The following is a 16452-nucleotide window of genomic DNA, read 5'->3' as shown; positions in this document are numbered from 1 at the left end:
GCCCCGCCCCGCGCAGTCCGTACCCCACGCGTAAGGGGCGCCCTCCAGAAAGGGCGCCCCTTACGTGCTCAGCGTCGGACAGTGGGCCTCACGGCCCGCCGCCGGTGGTTCCGCCGGCTCGGCCGTTGCCGCCCGTACCGCCGCCTCCGTTGCCGCCCGTGGTCAGGCCGGGCGGGATGGTGAAGCTCGGGAACGGGTTCGGACCGGCGCCCCCGGCACCCGCGGTCGTCGCACCGCCGGCGCCGCCCTTGCCGTCGTCCGGGGGCTGGGTGCCGTCCGGCGGCTGGTTCTTCTGGGGCGAGTCGGGCAGCTCGACGGTGACGAAGTGCTCGTTCGGCGTGCCCTCCAGCGCGCCCACCATCGCGTCGCGCCAGATCGGCGCCGGGCCGGTCGCGCCCTCGACCTTGTCGAAGGTCTTCGGGCCGATCTTGACCCTTATCCCGCCGTTGTCGTCCGCTCCCGCGTACATCGACAGGCGCCTGCCGTGCACGCCCTTGCCGAACGGGTCGCCCAGCCACACCGCGGAGGCCAGGGACGGCGTGTAGCCGGCGAACCAGGCGTCCTTGCGCTCGTCGGTCGTACCGGTCTTGCCCGCCGTGTCGCGGCCCGGCAGGTCGGCCGCGGTACCGGTGCCGTCGTCGACGACGCCCTTGAGCATGCTGTTCAGCGTGTCCGCGGTGTTCTGCGACATCGCCCGGCTGCAGATGCTCTTCGGCACGGGGATCTGCTTGCCGTTCGGGCCGGTCACCGACTGGATGGCGATCGGCGTGCAGTAGACGCCGCGGTTGGCGAACGCCGCATATGCCGAGGCGACCGTGAGCGGCGACACCTCGTTGACGCCCAGGGTGAGCGCCGCGGCCTGGATCAGCGGCTTGCCGTCGGCGCGGGCGAAGCCCAGCTTGGAGGCCATGTTGATGATCGGGCACAGGCCGACATCGGCCTCCAGCGCCACGAAGTACGTGTTGATCGAGTGTTTGAGAGCGTCCGGCATGGCATAGGGGCCGACTTCGGACTTCATCTCGTTCTTCGTGCCTTCGCCCGAGTGCGCGTGGACCACCTTGTTGCCGCAGGTGGTGACGTCCGGGTAGGTGTCCAGCTCGTTCGGCGACGGGTAGGACTTGTCCGGGGTGAAGCCCGCCTCAAGGGCCGCGGCCGCGGTGATGGGCTTGAAGGTCGAGCCGTTCTGGAAGCCGCCGCTGTTGCCCATGTTCTTGTCGACCGACAGATTCAGCTGGGTCTGGTTCTTGCCGAAGCCGTACGGCTTGCTCTGGCCCATGGCGACGATCTTGCCGGTGCCCGGCTGCACCATGGTGTCGGCGGCGACGAAGTTGTCGCTCTTGTAGACGTGCTTGCCCAGGCCCTTCAGCAGCGACGCCTGCGCCTTCGGGTCGAGCGTCGTCCTGATGGTCATACCACCGATGTCCCACGCCTTCTGCCGGTCGGTCTTGGTCTTGCCGAACGTCGCGTTCTGCAGGAACGTCTCGCGCACGTAGTCGCAGAAGAAGCCGGCGCCGTTGACGGCGGTGATGCAGCCGTTCTTCGGCGCGCTGACCTTGAGGCCGAGGGGGGCCTTCTGCGCGGCCGCGGCCTGCGCCGGGGTGATGTCCTTCAGCTCGGCCATCCGTGCCAGCACCGTATTGCGACGGGTAAGAGCCGTCTGCTCGTTGCTGATCGGGTCGTAGCGGCTCGGCGACTGCACCATGCCGGCCAGGAGCGCGGCCTGGGTCAGCGTGAGGTTCTTCGAGGAGGTGCTGAAGTAGCGCTGAGAGGCGGCCTCGATGCCGTAGGCCTGCTCGCCGAAGAAGGTGATGTTGAGGTAGTTCTCCAGGATCTTCTTCTTGCCCAGCTCCTTCTCGACCTGGATCGCGTACTTCATCTCCTTGATCTTGCGGCCGACGGTCTGCTGGGTGGCCTGGGCGACCTTGGTGGCGTCGTCGCCCGCCTCCTCGACGAAGACGTTCTTCACGTACTGCTGGGTCAGCGTCGAGGCGCCCTGCGTGCCGCCGTCGGAGGCGTTGTTGCTGAGCGCGCGCAGGATGCCCTTGAGGTCCAGGGCGCCGTGTTCGTAATAGCGCGAGTCCTCGATGTCGACGATGGCCTTGAGGATGTTCGGGCTCATGGCGGTGATCGGGACGACGGTGCGGTCGCGGGAGTAGACCGTGGCGATCAGGCCGCCCTTGGCGTCGAGGATCTTGGACGCCTGACTGAGCGGCGGAGCCTTGAGTTCTCCCGGCAGATCGTCGAAGCCTGCCGCCGTACCCTTCGCGGACAGGCCGAGTGCACCGGCGGCGGGCAGGGCTATTCCCGCCAGGACCGCGCCTGCCAGGACGCTGACGCCGAGGAACTTGGCGGCCTGCTGGGCCGTCGTGAGCCCCCCGCCAGAACGGTTGTGAGCCATGGGGGCAGCCTACGTGGCGATTCCCCGGACGTACGCCCAGGTGTTCGCCTAGTCTGTAACAGACGGGGTGCGAACGTCGGCGCATCCCTGTCTCCCGTCATCACTCTTGTGAGTGATGAGAAGTGCCCGAATTTCGGTATATGCCGGAGGACTTGCCTCCTCCCGGCGGGTGATACATGCCTGAATCACCCCATAGTTCCGATATGGCCAGCAGTCACTCCGTTGGGTGATCTGCTGGGCACGCATAGTCCATTCGGGCCATGCAAGATTGGGCCTGAAAGGGCTGTTGCGTCGCGCCTACCTTCCGTAACGTCCTCAACTGGCAACGGTGAATATGCCGGTTGCCGCCGTGGGGGAGCCTCGATTCGGGAGAGGACGGCGCCAGCATGAGCAGCTGGGTAACCGACTGGAGCACGCAGGCCGCATGCAGGACGACGGATCCGGACGAACTCTTCGTCCAGGGTGCGGCGCAGAACCGGGCGAAGGCGGTGTGCACCGGGTGCCCGGTCCGCACCGAGTGCCTGGCCGACGCGCTGGACAACCGGGTGGAGTTCGGGGTGTGGGGGGGCATGACCGAGCGGGAGCGCAGGGCGCTGCTGCGAAGGCGACCCATGGTGACGTCCTGGCGAAGACTGCTGGAGACCGCCCGCACCGAGTACGAACGCAGCACCGGGCTGCTGCCGCTCGATGACGAGGACGACTACGCCGCGGCGGGCTGACCGTCCGCGAGTTCCTGTCCGATCGCCCGCAAACCCTCCAGGTCGTGCACATCGCCCGGCAGGGCGGTGACATCCACCATGGGCACCTCCGGATGCACTGACACGAAGCGGTCGCGGGTGCGTCGTTCACGCGCGACCACCTGCATGCGTTCTGCATGGAGGCGCAGCAGTCCGGCGGCGAGCCGCTCCGTACCGCCGGTGTCGTCCGGCGGGTCCTGCCGGGAATCAGCATGCCCGGTCCCGTGATCCACAATGCCGCCGTCGGTAAGATTTTCTGCCGGATCCTTTTTCGACCCCCGCCCGGCGCCCTTCTTCGGGTCCTGCCCCGCGTCCTCCGCCGCCTCCTGAGCCGCCTCAGAGGCCGCGTCCGCCGCTTCCTCGGCGCTCTCGGCCGCCTGGTCCTCCAGCGCCTCCGCCGCCGCCAGAGCGCGCTCCGCGGTCAGCTGGGCCGCCCCGCTGCCGTGCACCCGGTTGAGTACGAGGCCGGCCAGCGGCATGTCCTCGTCGGCCAGCCGCTCCACGAAATACGCCGCCTCGCGCAGCGCGTCCCGCTCCGGCGCCGCGACCACCAGGAAGGCGGTGCCCGGCGCCTGGAGCAGCCGGTACGTGGCGTCGGCCCGGGTGCGGAAGCCGCCGAACATCGTGTCCATCGCGGCCACGAAGGTCTGCACATCACGCAGCAGGCCCGCGCCCATCACCTTGCTGAGGGTGCCGGTCATCATCGACATCCCGATGTTGAGGAACTTCACCCCGGCCCGCCCGCCGACCTTCGCCGGGGCCATCAGCAGCTTGATGAAACGGCCGTCGAGGAAGGACCCGAGCCGCTTGGGGGCGTCGAGGAAGTCCAGCGCGCTACGGCTCGGCGGGGTGTCCACGATGATCAGGTCCCAGGCGTCCTGGGCACGCAGCTGGCCCAGCTTCTCCATCGCCATGTACTCCTGCGTGCCGGCGAAACCGGCCGACAGCGACTGGTAGAACGGGTTCTCCAGGATCGCCCTGGCGCGCTCGGCGTCGGAGTGCTGGACCACGACCTCGTCGAACGTGCGTTTCATGTCCAGCATCATCGCGTGCAGTGAGCCGCCGCCCGACCGATCGATTCCAGCCACCTCGCGCGGGGTGTTGTCCAGCTCGGTCAGCCCCATGGACTGGGCGAGCCTGCGGGCCGGGTCGATGGTCAGCACCACGGCCGTACGCCCGCGTTCTGCGGCGCGTACGCCGAGGGCCGCGGCGGTCGTGGTCTTGCCGACGCCGCCGGAGCCGCAGCAGACGATGATCCGGGTCTTCCGGTCGTCGATCAGCGGGTCGATCTCCAGCACGGGGCTCTCCAGGCTCATGTCACCACTCGCTTCACGTCACGTTTCTTCACGCGTCTACGTCGTCCGGTGCGGTCGTGCCGGGTTCAGCCGCGCCGGGCGCCGCCTGTTTGCGCAGGCTGTCGCCCAGCCGGTAGAGGCCGCCGAGGTCGATGCCGTCGCTGAGCAGCTCCAGCTCGCGCACCGGCAGGCCGAGCGCGGCGATCTCGGCGCGCTGCTCGCGCTCCAGGACCACCCGCTGGGCGTGCTCGTGGGCCTGTGCGAGCAGCGGGTCGACCAGCCGCTCCGCGACCCCGCCGCGCCTGGCGCCGCCGAGCCCGGCCTGCGACAGCGCCTTGGCCACCGCCGTACGCCGCTTTCCGACGGCGACCGCGCTGCGGTCGGCGGCGGCCTTGGCGAGGTCGGCGTCGCCCAGCAGCACCGGGCGCACCATGTTGACGATCACCGCGCCCACGGGCAGCCCCGCGGCGCGCAGCTCCGCGACGCCGTCCATCGTCTCCTGGACCGGCATCTCCTCCAGCAGGGTGACCAGGTGAATCGCGGTCTGCGGGGACTTCAGCACCCGCATCACGGACTGGGCCTGGTTGTGTATCGGGCCCATCCTGGCCAGTCCCGCGACCTCGTCGTTGACATTGAGGAAGCGGGTGATGCGGCCGGTCGGCGGCGCGTCGAGCACGACCGCGTCGTAGACCGGCCAGCCCGCCTTGTCCTTGCGGCGGACCGCCTCGCACACCTTGCCGGTGAGCAGGACGTCCCGGATGCCGGGGGCGACCGTGGTGGCGAAGTCGATCGCGCCGAGCTTCTTGAGGGCGCGGCCGGCCCGGCCCAGCTTGTAGAACATGTCGAGGTAGTCCAGCATCGCCAGCTCGGCGTCGATGGCGAGCGCGTGGACCTCCCCGCCGCCGGACGCCGAAGCGATCCTGCGCTCCTCGTAAGGCAGCGCCTCGGTCTCGAACAGCTGGGCGACACCTTGCCGCTCCTCGACCTCCACCAGCAGTACGCGCCGGCCCTCGGCCGCGAGGGCAAGCGCCAGCGCGGCGGCGACCGTGGTCTTACCCGTGCCGCCCTTGCCGGTCACAATGTGGAGCCTGACCGCGGATGACTGTTGAGCGCTCACCTTGCGAGCCTAACCACTGACGGGGCGGCCCACTCCTCGGGTATCGGCGAGGCGATAAAGTCGCGCCATGGCAAAGAAGTGGGAATACGCGACCGTGCCGCTGCTCGTGCACGCGACGAAGCAGATCCTCGACACCTGGGGCGAGGACGGCTGGGAGCTGGTCCAGGTCGTGCCCGGCCCCAACAATTCCGAGCAGTTGGTCGCGTACTTCAAGCGCGAGAAGCAGGCGTGAGCGGGGAGGTCGCGGCCCGGCTCGCCGAGCTGGGCCTGACGCTGCCCGAGGTGGTGCCGCCGCTGGCGGCCTACCAGCCGGCCGTGCGGTCGGGTCAGTACGTCTTCACGTCCGGGCAGCTGCCCATGGTGGACGGCAAGCTGCCGGCCACCGGCAAGGTCGGCGCCGAGGTCACGCCCGAGCAGGCCAAGGACCTGGCCCGGGTGTGCGCGCTCAACGCGCTGGCCGCGGTCAAGTCGGTCACCGGTGACCTCGACCGGATCGCGCGCGTGGTCAAGGTCACCGGCTTCGTCGCCTCCGCCCCGTCCTTCACCGGGCAGCCCGGTGTCGTCAACGGGGCGAGCGAGCTGCTCGGTGAGGTGCTGGGCGGCAAGGGGGTGCACGCGCGCAGCGCGGTGGGCGTCGCGGTCCTGCCGCTCGACGCGCCCGTCGAGGTCGAACTCCAGGTCGAGCTGCTCCCTTAGCCGGCAGAGGGTTCCCCTCCGCTGGTGCGGGCCTGGGGTGCTGCTGCGGCTGGGGGTGCCTACCGGGGGCACGGGGAACTGCGCGCTCAGCCGGCCACCGGCCGGTGGCCCGGGGCGGACCGAGGAGACCCTTCGGGTCGGTGGCGACCCGCGCGTCGGTGGTGGGTCGCTCGCGCCGTTCCCCGCGCCCCCGGGGCGGTGCGGTCCGTCCGCACACGGCGGTGCGTTGTCGCTGAGCGCGCCGCTCCCCGCGCGCCGGAGGGGCACCGCGGTGCGTCGTCACGCGACGGGCGGGCGGGGGCCGGCCGCGCTGCACCTCGCGCCCCGGAGGGGCACCGCCTGCCGCGGACGGGGCGTACCCGGGGGCGGGTCGGCGCCCGGTGCCTCGGGTGCCCGGGGGGGCGACCCCGCTCGCGGAGGGGCCGAGGAAGGTCTCGAACATACCGGCGGAGCCACGTAGGCTCCGCCGCATGAGCATGATGAGCGGCGCCGGGCTGCCAGCCGCCTGGCCGGAGCGCATACGGGCGCTGGCCCGGGGAGAGCTGGCCCCGGTGGTGCCGCGCCGAGCGGCCACCGTGCTGCTGCTGCGGGACACCGCGCCCGGCGGTGGCCCGGCCGTGCACATGCTGCGGCGCCGCGCGTCGATGGCCTTCGCCGCCGGCGCCTACGCCTTCCCCGGCGGCGGCGTCGACCCGCGGGACGAGCGGCCGGTGCGCTGGGCCGGGCCCGCGCTCGACGACTGGGCCGGACTGCTGGGCGTCGGCCCGGCCGCCGCCCAGGCGGTGGTGTGCGCGGCGGTGCGCGAGACGTTCGAGGAGTCCGGGGTCCTGCTGGCCGGCCCGGACGAGGAGTCCGTCGTCGCCGACACCACCGGCGAGGACTGGGAGGCCGACCGCGCCGCCCTGGTCGCGCACGACCTGGCCTTCGCCGACTTCCTGGCCCGCCGCGGCCTTGTGCTGCGTACGGACCTGCTGCGGCCCTGCGCCCGCTGGATCACCCCGGAGTTCGAGGAGCGCCGTTACGACACCTGGTTCTTCCTCGCCGTGCTGCCCGCGGGCCAGCGCACCCGGGACGTGTCGGGCGAGGCGGACCGTACCGCCTGGCTGCGGCCCGCCGAGGCCGTCGCCGGCTACGACCGCGGCGATCTGATGATGCTGCCGCCGACCATCGCGGTGCTCCGCGACCTCCTTCCGTACGACTCCGCCGATGAGGCGATGGCCGCCGGGTCCGCGCGCGACCTCACCCCGGTCATCGCCACGGCCACCGTGGACGCTTCCGGCGAGATCGTGCTGACCTGGCCGGGCCATGACGAATTCACCCGCGTCGCACCCGGGGGTGAGGGCCGGTGAGCGCCGGAACGGCGCCGGGGCAGCCGCGGGCCACGGTCGGCGGGTGGGCGACGCCCCGCGCGCTGTGCGTGCTCGCGCCCAACCCCTCGGCGATGACCCTGGAGGGCACCAACACCTGGATCGTCGCGGAACCGGACTCGCCGCTGGCCGTGGTCATCGACCCGGGACCGCTGGACGAGGACCACCTGGCCAACGTGCTCGCCGCGGCCGAGCAGGCGGGCAAGCGCGTCGCCCTGACGCTGCTCACCCACGGCCACCCGGACCACGCCGAGGGCGCGGCCCGTTTCGCCGAGCTGACCCGCGGTCCGGTCCGCGCCCTGGACCCGGCGCTGCGGCTGGGCGACGAAGGGCTCGCCGCGGGCGACACCGTGACCACCGGCGGGCTTGAGCTGCGGGTCGTGGGCACCCCCGGGCACACCTCCGACTCGCTGTCCTTCCTGCTGCCCGCGGACGCGGCCGTGCTGACCGGCGACACCCTGCTCGGCCGCGGCACCACCGTGGTCGCCCACCCCGACGGGCGGCTCGGCGACTACCTGGACTCGCTGCGGCGGCTCCAGGCCCTCACCGTGGACAGCGGTGTGGACACCGTCCTGCCGGGCCACGGCCCGGTGCTCGGTGACGCCCGGGGCGCCGTCGAGTTCTATCTCGCCCACCGTGCCCACCGGCTCGCCCAGGTCGAGACCGCCGTCGAGTCCGGGCTGCGCACCCCGGCCGAGGTGGTCGCCCGCGTCTACGCCGACGTCGACCCGGCGGTGTGGCCCGCAGCGGAGCTATCGGTCCGCGCCCAACTCGACTACCTGCGCGAACACGGACTCATCGAACTGCCATGACTCTCCTTTCCACGGTCTTCACTCCCCACTCCCGCACCTTCGCCGCCGACCCCTACCCGGCGTACGAGGAGCTGCGCGCGGCCGGCCGCGCCCATTACTACGAGCCGACGCGGCAGTGGCTGATCCCGCACTACGACGACGTCAACGCGCTGCTGCGGGACCGCCGCCTCGGCCGTACCTATCTGCACCGCTTCACGCACGAGGAATTCGGCCGCACCGCGCCGCCCCCCGAGCTGGAGCCGTTCACCGTGCTGAACGACAACGGCCTGCTCGACCTGGAGGCCCCGGTCCACTCCCGGATCCGCCGGCTGGTCGCCAAGGCCTTCACCCCGCGTACGGTCGAGGAACTGGCGCCCACCGTCCAGCGGCTGGCCGCCGAACTGGTCACCTCCCTCCACGCCGACGGCGGCGGCGACCTGCACGCCCGGGTCGCCGAACCGCTGCCGGTCGCGGTCATCGCCGAGATGCTGGGCATACCGGCCGGGGACCGCGGCCAGCTGCGGCCCTGGTCGGCGGCCATGACCGGGATGTACGAGCTCAACCCGGGCGAGGACGCCGCCCGTGACGCCGTGCGGGCCAGCGAGGAATTCTCCGGCTATCTGCGGAAGCTGATCGCCGCCCGCCGCACCGACCCCGGCGAGGACCTGATCAGCGCGCTGATCGCGGTCCAGGACGACGGCGACGTACTGAGCGAGCAGGAGATGGTGTCCACCTGTGTGCTGCTGCTCAACGCCGGCCACGAGGCCACCGTCAACAGCACCACCCTGGGCTGGCTCAGCCTCTTCCGGCACCCCGACCAGCTGCGGATCCTCCAGGACGAGCCGGACCGGCTGCCGGACGGCGTGGAGGAGATCCTGCGCCACGACACCCCCTTGCAGCTCTTCGAACGCTGGGTCCTGGACGACATCGAGGTCGGCGGCACCGTCATTCCGCGCGGCTCCGAGGTCGCCCTGCTCTTCGGCTCCGCCAACCGCGACCCCGCCCGCTTCCGCGAGCCGGACCGCTTCGACGTCACCCGCCCCGCCGCCGACAACCGGCACGTCAGCTTCGGCGCCGGCATCCACTACTGCCTGGGCGCCCCGCTGGCCCGCGTCGAGCTCACCGCGTCCTTCGGCACCTTCCTGCGGCACGCCCCCGGGATGCGGCTGCTGTCCGAGCCGCGCTGGCGGCCGAACTACGTCATCCGCGGGGTGGAGGAGCTGCTGGTCGGCTGGTGAGGTCCCGGTCGGTTCCCGCAGCGGGAGCTGGCGAGCACGAGGGACCGCTGGCGCGTCCACCGCGGCACGCTCTGGCCATCCTGCCTCACCGCTGCCTCACCGCTGCGTCAGCGGTCCGTGGCGGTCAGTGGCGCGGCACCGTCAGCCGCCACGCCGCGGGCTCCACCGTCCACGTCCTGGTCCGCACCGGGCCGGTGACCGCAGAGTCGGCGCGGTAGCGGAAGTCCCGCCCCGAGACGGTGATGGTGCGCGCCCTGGCCCGTACGTTCGCCGCGCCCTCCGTACGCCGTACGCAGACCTCCGCGAAGCCCGCCGGGGCCGGGCGGACCGAGATCTCCTGCACCGGCTCGTCGAGGTCGGCGAGCACGACGCCGTCCGCCTCCACCCGCAGCCGCTGCCGGGGCGGCTGGTGGCCGCTGGCCGGGATCGGCGCGGTCAGGGTGCGGACCAGCGAGCGGGCGGTCTTCTCCACCGGGGTCCACCAGTGCGCGGCGGTCTGCGAGGCCGGGCTGCCGCACGGGATGCTCAGCGTGCCGAGGACGATGCCGCCGCTCTCGTCCACCAGCAGGTCGAGTTCGCGCTGCGTGCCGTCCAGCACCGCGCGGGCCGCAGCGGGCACGTCGACCGGCACGCCGAGCGCGCGGGCCAGCGCCGTGCGCGACCCGATCGGCACCAGTGACACCGGAGCCTCGTGCAGAGTCCGGTCGCGGTGCAGGGCGCGGACCGCACGCAGCAGGGCGAGGTCGTCGCCGAGGACCACGGGGCGCCGCCGGCCGCGGTGGGCCAGGGCGCGTTCGGCCTCCTCCGCGGACTCGGGGAAGGCGATCTTCACGGAGGGCGCGCCCGCACACAGGACATCCTTCGCGATGCGGACGGACTCGCCGTCGTTCGCGCGTGCCGCCGGATCGATGACCAGCAGCAGGGGCCACCCCCGGACGGAGTCCGGCGGAGGATGCCCGAGAGGGTGAGCCGACACCTTGGTCCTTCCTCAGGTAAAATCTCGGTGCAAGAGCCCCTTGCGCCTTTGCGTCAGGGGCTTCGTCTATTCCGGGGCAGGTTCGACGGCTCTCTGCACGTTGGACATGCCCCGCCCGGAAGGGGTGTACGCCTGTGCCCGCACTTGTGCTGCTCGGTGCTCAGTGGGGTGACGAGGGCAAGGGGAAGGCCACCGACCTGCTCGGCGGCTCCGTCGACTACGTCGTCCGTTATCAGGGCGGCAACAACGCCGGCCACACGGTGGTCGTCGGCGACCAGAAATACGCACTGCATCTTCTCCCCTCCGGCATCCTGTCACCCGGATGCACTCCGGTGATCGGCAACGGTGTCGTGGTCGACCCGGCGGTCCTGCTCTCCGAGCTGAGCGGACTCGACGAGCGCGGCGTGGACACATCCAAACTGCTGATCAGCGGTAACGCCCATCTGATCACGCCGTATCACCAGACCATCGACAAGGTGACGGAGCGCTTCCTGGGCAACCGGAAGATCGGCACCACGGGACGCGGCATCGGCCCGGCGTACGCGGACAAGATCAACCGGGTCGGCATCAGGGTGCAGGACCTCTTCGACGAATCGATCCTCCATCAGAAGGTCGACGCGGCGCTCCAGGACAAGAACCAGATCCTGGTGAAGATCTTCAACCGGCGGGCGATCAGCACCGACCAGGTCGTCGAGGAATACCTCGGCTACGCGGACCGCCTCAGGGACTACGTCACGGACACCACCCTGGTCCTCAACCAGGCGCTGGAGGACGGCAAGGTCGTGCTCATGGAGGGCGGCCAGGGCACGCTCCTCGACGTCGACCACGGCACCTATCCCTTCGTCACCTCGTCCAACCCGACCTCGGGCGGGGCCTGCACCGGCAGCGGAATCGGCCCCACGAAGATCACCCGGGTGATCGGCATCCTCAAGGCGTACACAACGCGTGTGGGCTCGGGACCGTTCCCCTCCGAGCTGTTCGACGAGGACGGCGAGCGACTGCGCACCGTCGGCCACGAATTCGGCGTCACCACCGGGCGCAACCGGCGCTGCGGCTGGTTCGACGCGGTCATCGCCCGGTACGCGACCCGCGTCAACGGCCTGACCGACTTCTTCCTCACCAAGCTGGACATCCTCACCGGCTGGGAGCGGATCCCGGTGTGCGTCGCCTACGAGATCGACGGCCGCCGGGTGGACGAACTGCCCTACAGCCAGAGCGACTTCCACCACGCCAAGCCGATCTACGAATACCTGCCCGGCTGGTCGGAGGACATCACCAAGGCGCAGACCTTCGCCGACCTGCCGAAGAACGCGCAGGACTACGTCAAGGCGCTGGAAGAGATGTCCGGCGCGCCGATCTCCGCGATCGGGGTGGGCCCCGGCCGCACCGAGACCATCGAGATCAACTCGTTCATCTGACCCGCCGTCCGACCGCGCGGCGTCGCCAGGCCGCGGCGCCGCAACAGGCGAAGCGGTAAGCCCCGCCACCCCAGGGTGGCGGGGCTTGCCGCTGGCCGGGCGGAGCTGCACGGAGCCGTCCTCGCGCACGGTCAGCGTGCGCGTGTCGGTGATGCCCCGCGCTCTGGTGTACGACGCCACCCAGGTGCCGACGAGGTCGTCCGGCGGTTCGATCGGCACCACCCCCGCGGCCGGTGGCGGGGTGCTGCTGGGCGTGGCCGTGTCCGACGCTGTCACGCTCGGCGTGGCGGTCGCCGGGGCGGCGCCGGGCTCCGTGACAGCAGGTGCCGGCGCGGAAGTCTGCGGCGGAGACGTCGTACCGGCAGGCGCGTCCGCGGCGGCCGGCGGAGAACCGTGCCCCCCGCCGCTTCGGCTCCCGAACCCCAGAGCGAAGAGTAGGCGTGGGAGCCATGGGTGCCACCGGGTGGTCTTTCACCGGACGGGTGAGTGTCGCCCGGCGTACCGCACGGCCTTGACACGGTGTGCGCGGGGCGGGGCAGCGCCATACACGCTGTCCATGTGCCGCGGCCGGCGGCGAAACCTAGCCTGGGGTCCATGAGCACTCCGTTCCCCTCCGGCACCGGACTCCCCGATCCCGCGACCGGGGCCGCGGTCAAGGCCGCGGACCGCGCGCACGTCTTCCATTCCTGGGCGGCGCAGGAGGTCATCGACCCGCTCGCCGTGGCGGGCGCCGAGGGCTCGTACTTCTGGGACTACGACGGCAACCGCTACCTGGACTTCTCCTCGCAGCTGGTCAACACCAACATCGGCCACCAGCACCCGCGGGTCGTCGCCGCCATACAGGAGCAGGCAGGAAAGCTGGCCACCTTCGCGCCGGCCTTCGCCATCGACGTACGGTCCGAGGCCGCGCGGCTGATCGCCGGGCTGACCCCCGGCGGCCTCGACAAGATCTTCTTCACCAACGGCGGCGCGGAGGCGGTGGAGAACGCGGTACGGATGGCGCGGCTTCACACCGGCAGGCCCAAGGTGCTCAGCGCCTACCGCAGCTACCACGGCTCGACCGCGGCCGCGATCAACCTCACCGGCGACCCGCGCCGCTGGCCCTCGGACACCGCCTCCGCGGGCGTCGTGCACTTCTGGGGCCCGTACCTCTACCGCTCGCAATTCCACGCCGCCGACGAGGCGCAGGAGTGCGGCAGGGCGCTGGAGCACCTGGAGCAGCTGATCGCCTTCGAGGGGCCGCAGTCCATCGCCGCCGTGATCCTGGAGACCGTCGTCGGCACCGCGGGCGTCCTGGTCCCGCCGGACGGCTATCTGGCCGGAGTACGCGCGCTGTGCGACCGCCACGGCATCGTCTTCATCCTGGACGAGGTGATGGCGGGCTTCGGCCGCACCGGGCGGTGGTTCGCCGCGGACCATTGGGACGTCGTGCCCGACCTGCTGACCTTCGCCAAAGGCGTCAACTCCGGCTATGTGCCGCTCGGCGGAGTCGCGATTTCCGAGCGCATCGCCGCGACCTTCGCCACCCGACCCTACCCCGGCGGGCTCACCTACTCGGGGCACCCGCTGGCCTGCGCCTCCGCGGTCGCCACGATCAACGCCATGCGCGACGAGAAGATCGTGGAAAATGCCGCGCACATCGGCGAGACCGTGCTCGGCCCCGGCCTGCGGGACATCGCCGAGCGCCACCCGTCGGTCGGCGAGGTGCGCGGCATGGGCGTCTTCTGGGCCCTCGACCTGGTCAAGGACAAGATCACCCGCGAGCCGCTGGTGCCGTACAACGCGGCGGGCGCGGACAACGCCCCCATGGCCGACTTCGCCGCCGCCTGCAAGCGCTCCGGCCTGTGGCCCTTCGTCAACATGAACCGCACCCATGTCGTCCCGCCCTGCACCGTCAGTGAGGGCGAGGCCAAGGAAGGGCTCGCCCTGCTCGACCAGGCGCTCAGCGTCGCCGACCGGCACACCACGGCCGCCGCCAGCTGACCCCGCACGGTCGGCGGACCGGCCCGCCAGCAGCAAGGCTGCACCCATTGCCGCGCCTCGCCGTATCGTGTGCGGCGGGAAGCCACCCGCAGCCGCGACGCGACAAGGAGCCGGGATGCCGGAAATCGGCGGTCCTGCCACGCCGGTGCGGCGCAGCAGCCTGCGCCAGCAGATCGCCGACGCCCTGCGCGACGAGGTACTGACCGGCAGGCTCCAGGCCGGGCGGCACTTCACCGTCAAGGAGATCGCCGAGCTGTACGGCGTCTCCGCCACCCCGGTCCGCGAGGCGCTGGTCGACCTGGCCGCACAGGGGCTGCTCGAAGTCGAACAGCACCGCGGCTTCCAGGTGCGGCGGCTGACCGCCGCGGATTTCCGCTCGCTCAGCGACGCGCGGCTCTTCATCGTCGAGGCGGCCTTCCGGCAGATGGCCCAGCGCGGCATGGGCGACCTGCCGGCCGACGCCGTGGCCTCCGTACGCCGCCGCGCCGAGGCCGCCGCCCGCGCCGCGCAGACCGGCAGCCTCGACGTGCTGGTCGGCTGCGACCTGCGCTTCTGGCGGGAGCTGACGGCCATCGTCGGCAATCCGCACATCTGCGAATTCCTCGACCGGGTCCGCACCCAGACCTGGGTCTACGCGGTGCCGCACCTGCGCGCGCTGAGCGACCCGGCCGGCGTCTGCTGGGCCGGCCACGTCGCCCTCGCGGACGCCGTCGCCGCCCGCGACACCCGGGCCGCGCACGCCCTCACGACCGAATACGACGTACATACCCGCGCCTTGATCGAGAAGCTGGCTCCCGCGCGCTCCTGACGCGACCGGCGCGGCCGCTCTAGGCTGTACGCCCCCGACCGGATGGAGTGTTCGTGGCCTGCGACCTGTGGCTGGTGCCGCTGGTGGATGTGCTCTGCCACAGCCCGGAAAACCCGTTCTCCGAGGAACTCGCCCGCTACGACAAGGCCCTGAACGACGCCGGGCAGCCGCCCGTACCGGTTTACGCCTACATGCCCGGCCTGTCGGGCGACGTCGGACCCGTGGCGTGCTTCGACTACGACGCCCTGCACTTCCTGCGCCGCGCCTATCTGCTGAGCCTCCAGGGCCTGGAGGTCTCCCCGGTCGACGCGCTCGGCGGCGACTACGAGCAACTGCTGGAGATGTTCGAGACCACCGCGCAGCGCTCGCACCTGGTGTGGCACTACGACCACGCCGGCGCGTATGTGCCGCTGGACTTCCCGCATCCCGTCGTCAACGACGAACTGCTCGAAGGCGGCGGACCGCTGGGCTCCAGCCACGGGCTGCTGCGCGAGCTGGAATTCGTCGCCCCCGCGATCGGCATCGACCCCGCCAACCCGCCCCTTCCCCCGGCTCCGCCCGCCCGCCACACCACCCTCGAAGAGCCGGCCCTCTCCACGCCGACCGGCATGGAGGGGCCGTTCGCCCGCGAGCACCACGTATGGCTCGGCCTGCACGCGGCCGCGACGCGGTCGCTGGGACAGGGGTCGATGATCGTCTTCAGCTGAAGGCCCGATGGCCCGATGGCCTGACCGCCTGACCGCCTGACCGCCCGACCGCCTGCACGACGCCGTAGCCGTCACCCTTGCCGCGGGCTTTCCGGGGGGCGTTGGCGCGGCATGTTCGGACGGGTGCCCGGGTGGGGCAGGCGCGGGGGCGGCGGGAGTTCGGGCCGGGTGGGGGACCAGGCGGCGGACTGGGTACGCAGCGGGGCGGCGGCCGTGCGGGAGCCGTGATCCAGCATCCAGTCCGCGGTCTCCATCCGCACCAGGTCCGAGACGTCGTTGCAGAAGCGGCGCAGGATCGCCAGACAGCGCTCGGCCGCCTCCGCCGCGGTGCCCTCGGTCGGGCCGAGCACTTCCCGTACGCTCTCCGACGCCCAGTCGAAGCGCAGCTGCTCAAGGCGCCGCTCTACGCCCTGCGCGGTGCCGACGTCCCGCATCCAGCCCGCGGTCAGGCCCAGGGCGCGGTCCACCGCGACGCACGCCGTGGCCAGCAGCAGCGCCGGATATCCCCAGACCGCCGTCGAACCGCCGGTGCTCAGCTCCACCAGCGGCAGCGCCGCGCCCACCGCCGCGAACAGCGCGGCGCCGCACCGCAGTCCGCGGGCGCCGCGCCGCTTCCATACCCGGTCCCGCAGATACCGGTCCGCCGTGCGCAGGGCGCCGGACTCCGCCCAGCGGTACAGCTCTTCGAGGCGTTCCGCGGGCTCGCCCCAGTCGCCCAGCGGGAAGGGCAGCGGTCGCAGATCCTCGTGCTGGTGGTGCAGCGCCCGCCGCTCGGGCCCCTCCCGAGGGGCCCCCTCGGGAAACATGTCCGGCTGGCTCACTGCACGCTCCCTCGATGGCTTCCGGCGCTTCCCGGCCGTGGTGAAGGTCTCTTCTTACCGCCGAACGGCTGAGTACGGGGTGGGTGGGGCGGGATATCCG

The 16452-nt window shown here is 71.8% G+C and carries 15 protein-coding genes; 10 read left to right on the top strand and 5 right to left on the bottom strand.

All coding sequences use genetic code 11. From position 1 onward, the window contains the following. Window positions 1-88 precede the first annotated feature (88 nt). Window positions 89-2398: a transglycosylase domain-containing protein gene (locus tag V7E46_RS20530; protein ID WP_333769761.1), complete on the bottom strand. Its 2310-nt coding sequence runs from the start codon at window positions 2396-2398 to the stop codon at window positions 89-91. 386 nt (window positions 2399-2784) lie between these two features. On the opposite strand from V7E46_RS20530, the gene V7E46_RS20525 reads away from it, so the two are divergent. Next, window positions 2785-3117: a WhiB family transcriptional regulator gene (locus V7E46_RS20525; RefSeq protein ID WP_251491612.1), complete on the top strand. Its 333-nt coding sequence runs from the start codon at window positions 2785-2787 to the stop codon at window positions 3115-3117. Here the strand turns inward: V7E46_RS20525 and V7E46_RS20520 are convergent. Then, entirely contained in the window at window positions 3099-4451 is a 1353-nt protein-coding gene (locus tag V7E46_RS20520; RefSeq protein ID WP_333769760.1) for an ArsA family ATPase, read from the bottom strand. The genes V7E46_RS20525 and V7E46_RS20520 overlap by 19 nt on opposite strands. A gap of 28 nt (window positions 4452-4479) precedes the next feature. Next, window positions 4480-5547 carry an ArsA-related P-loop ATPase gene (locus tag V7E46_RS20515; RefSeq protein WP_329177668.1) on the bottom strand — a complete coding sequence of 356 codons (1068 nt, stop codon included), beginning with the start codon at window positions 5545-5547 and terminating at the stop codon, window positions 4480-4482. 67 nt (window positions 5548-5614) lie between these two features. Here V7E46_RS20515 and V7E46_RS20510 point away from each other — a divergent pair, with 67 nt between their 5' ends. From V7E46_RS20510 to V7E46_RS20490, 5 genes are all read left to right on the top strand, one after another. Continuing rightward, window positions 5615-5779, top strand: a complete 165-nt coding sequence (locus tag V7E46_RS20510) for a DUF4177 domain-containing protein (protein WP_329177670.1) — start codon at window positions 5615-5617, stop codon at window positions 5777-5779. Then, window positions 5776-6243 (top strand): RidA family protein, encoded by a 468-nt coding sequence (locus V7E46_RS20505; protein WP_333769759.1) that lies wholly within the window; start codon window positions 5776-5778, stop codon window positions 6241-6243. Before V7E46_RS20510 ends, V7E46_RS20505 begins: the two co-directional genes overlap by 4 nt. Before the next feature lie 476 nt (window positions 6244-6719). Beyond that, the gene (locus V7E46_RS20500) at window positions 6720-7592 is read left to right on the top strand and encodes an NUDIX hydrolase (RefSeq protein ID WP_333769763.1); all 873 of its coding nucleotides are present in this window, start codon (window positions 6720-6722) and stop codon (window positions 7590-7592) included. After that, the gene (locus V7E46_RS20495) at window positions 7589-8422 is read left to right on the top strand and encodes an MBL fold metallo-hydrolase (protein WP_333769758.1); all 834 of its coding nucleotides are present in this window, start codon (window positions 7589-7591) and stop codon (window positions 8420-8422) included. The genes V7E46_RS20500 and V7E46_RS20495 overlap by 4 nt, the downstream gene beginning before the upstream one ends. Then, window positions 8419-9639 carry a cytochrome P450 gene (locus V7E46_RS20490; protein ID WP_333769757.1) on the top strand — a complete coding sequence of 407 codons (1221 nt, stop codon included), beginning with the start codon at window positions 8419-8421 and terminating at the stop codon, window positions 9637-9639. Before V7E46_RS20495 ends, V7E46_RS20490 begins: the two co-directional genes overlap by 4 nt. A gap of 124 nt (window positions 9640-9763) precedes the next feature. Here the strand turns inward: V7E46_RS20490 and V7E46_RS20485 are convergent, their stop codons facing one another. Continuing rightward, the gene (locus V7E46_RS20485) at window positions 9764-10615 is read right to left on the bottom strand and encodes a diacylglycerol kinase family protein (protein WP_333769756.1); all 852 of its coding nucleotides are present in this window, start codon (window positions 10613-10615) and stop codon (window positions 9764-9766) included. A 134-nt stretch (window positions 10616-10749) separates the two neighbouring features. On the opposite strand from V7E46_RS20485, the gene V7E46_RS20480 reads away from it, so the two are divergent. From V7E46_RS20480 to V7E46_RS20465, 4 genes are all read left to right on the top strand, one after another. Next, on the top strand, window positions 10750-12033 hold the full coding sequence (locus V7E46_RS20480) for an adenylosuccinate synthase (RefSeq protein ID WP_333769755.1): 1284 nt from the start codon (window positions 10750-10752) through the stop codon (window positions 12031-12033). A 594-nt stretch (window positions 12034-12627) separates the two neighbouring features. Beyond that, window positions 12628-14016, top strand: a complete 1389-nt coding sequence (locus V7E46_RS20475) for an aspartate aminotransferase family protein (RefSeq protein ID WP_333769754.1) — start codon at window positions 12628-12630, stop codon at window positions 14014-14016. 115 nt (window positions 14017-14131) lie between these two features. Next, window positions 14132-14824, top strand: coding sequence for a GntR family transcriptional regulator (locus V7E46_RS20470; protein ID WP_329177683.1), 693 nt, complete (start codon window positions 14132-14134; stop codon window positions 14822-14824). A gap of 53 nt (window positions 14825-14877) precedes the next feature. After that, entirely contained in the window at window positions 14878-15531 is a 654-nt protein-coding gene (locus V7E46_RS20465; protein ID WP_329177685.1) for a hypothetical protein, read from the top strand. Between the two features lie 71 nt (window positions 15532-15602). Here V7E46_RS20465 and V7E46_RS20460 read toward each other — a convergent pair whose 3' ends face one another. Beyond that, a complete protein-coding gene (locus V7E46_RS20460) occupies window positions 15603-16352 on the bottom strand; it encodes an SLATT domain-containing protein (RefSeq protein WP_333769753.1) in 750 nt (249 codons plus the stop codon). Between the last annotated feature and the right edge of the window lie 100 nt (window positions 16353-16452).

The sequence above is a fragment of the Streptomyces sp. IBSBF 2435 genome, assembly GCF_036815005.1.
Lineage (GTDB): Bacteria > Actinomycetota > Actinomycetes > Streptomycetales > Streptomycetaceae > Actinacidiphila.
This window is presented reverse-complemented; position numbering and strand designations above follow the sequence as displayed.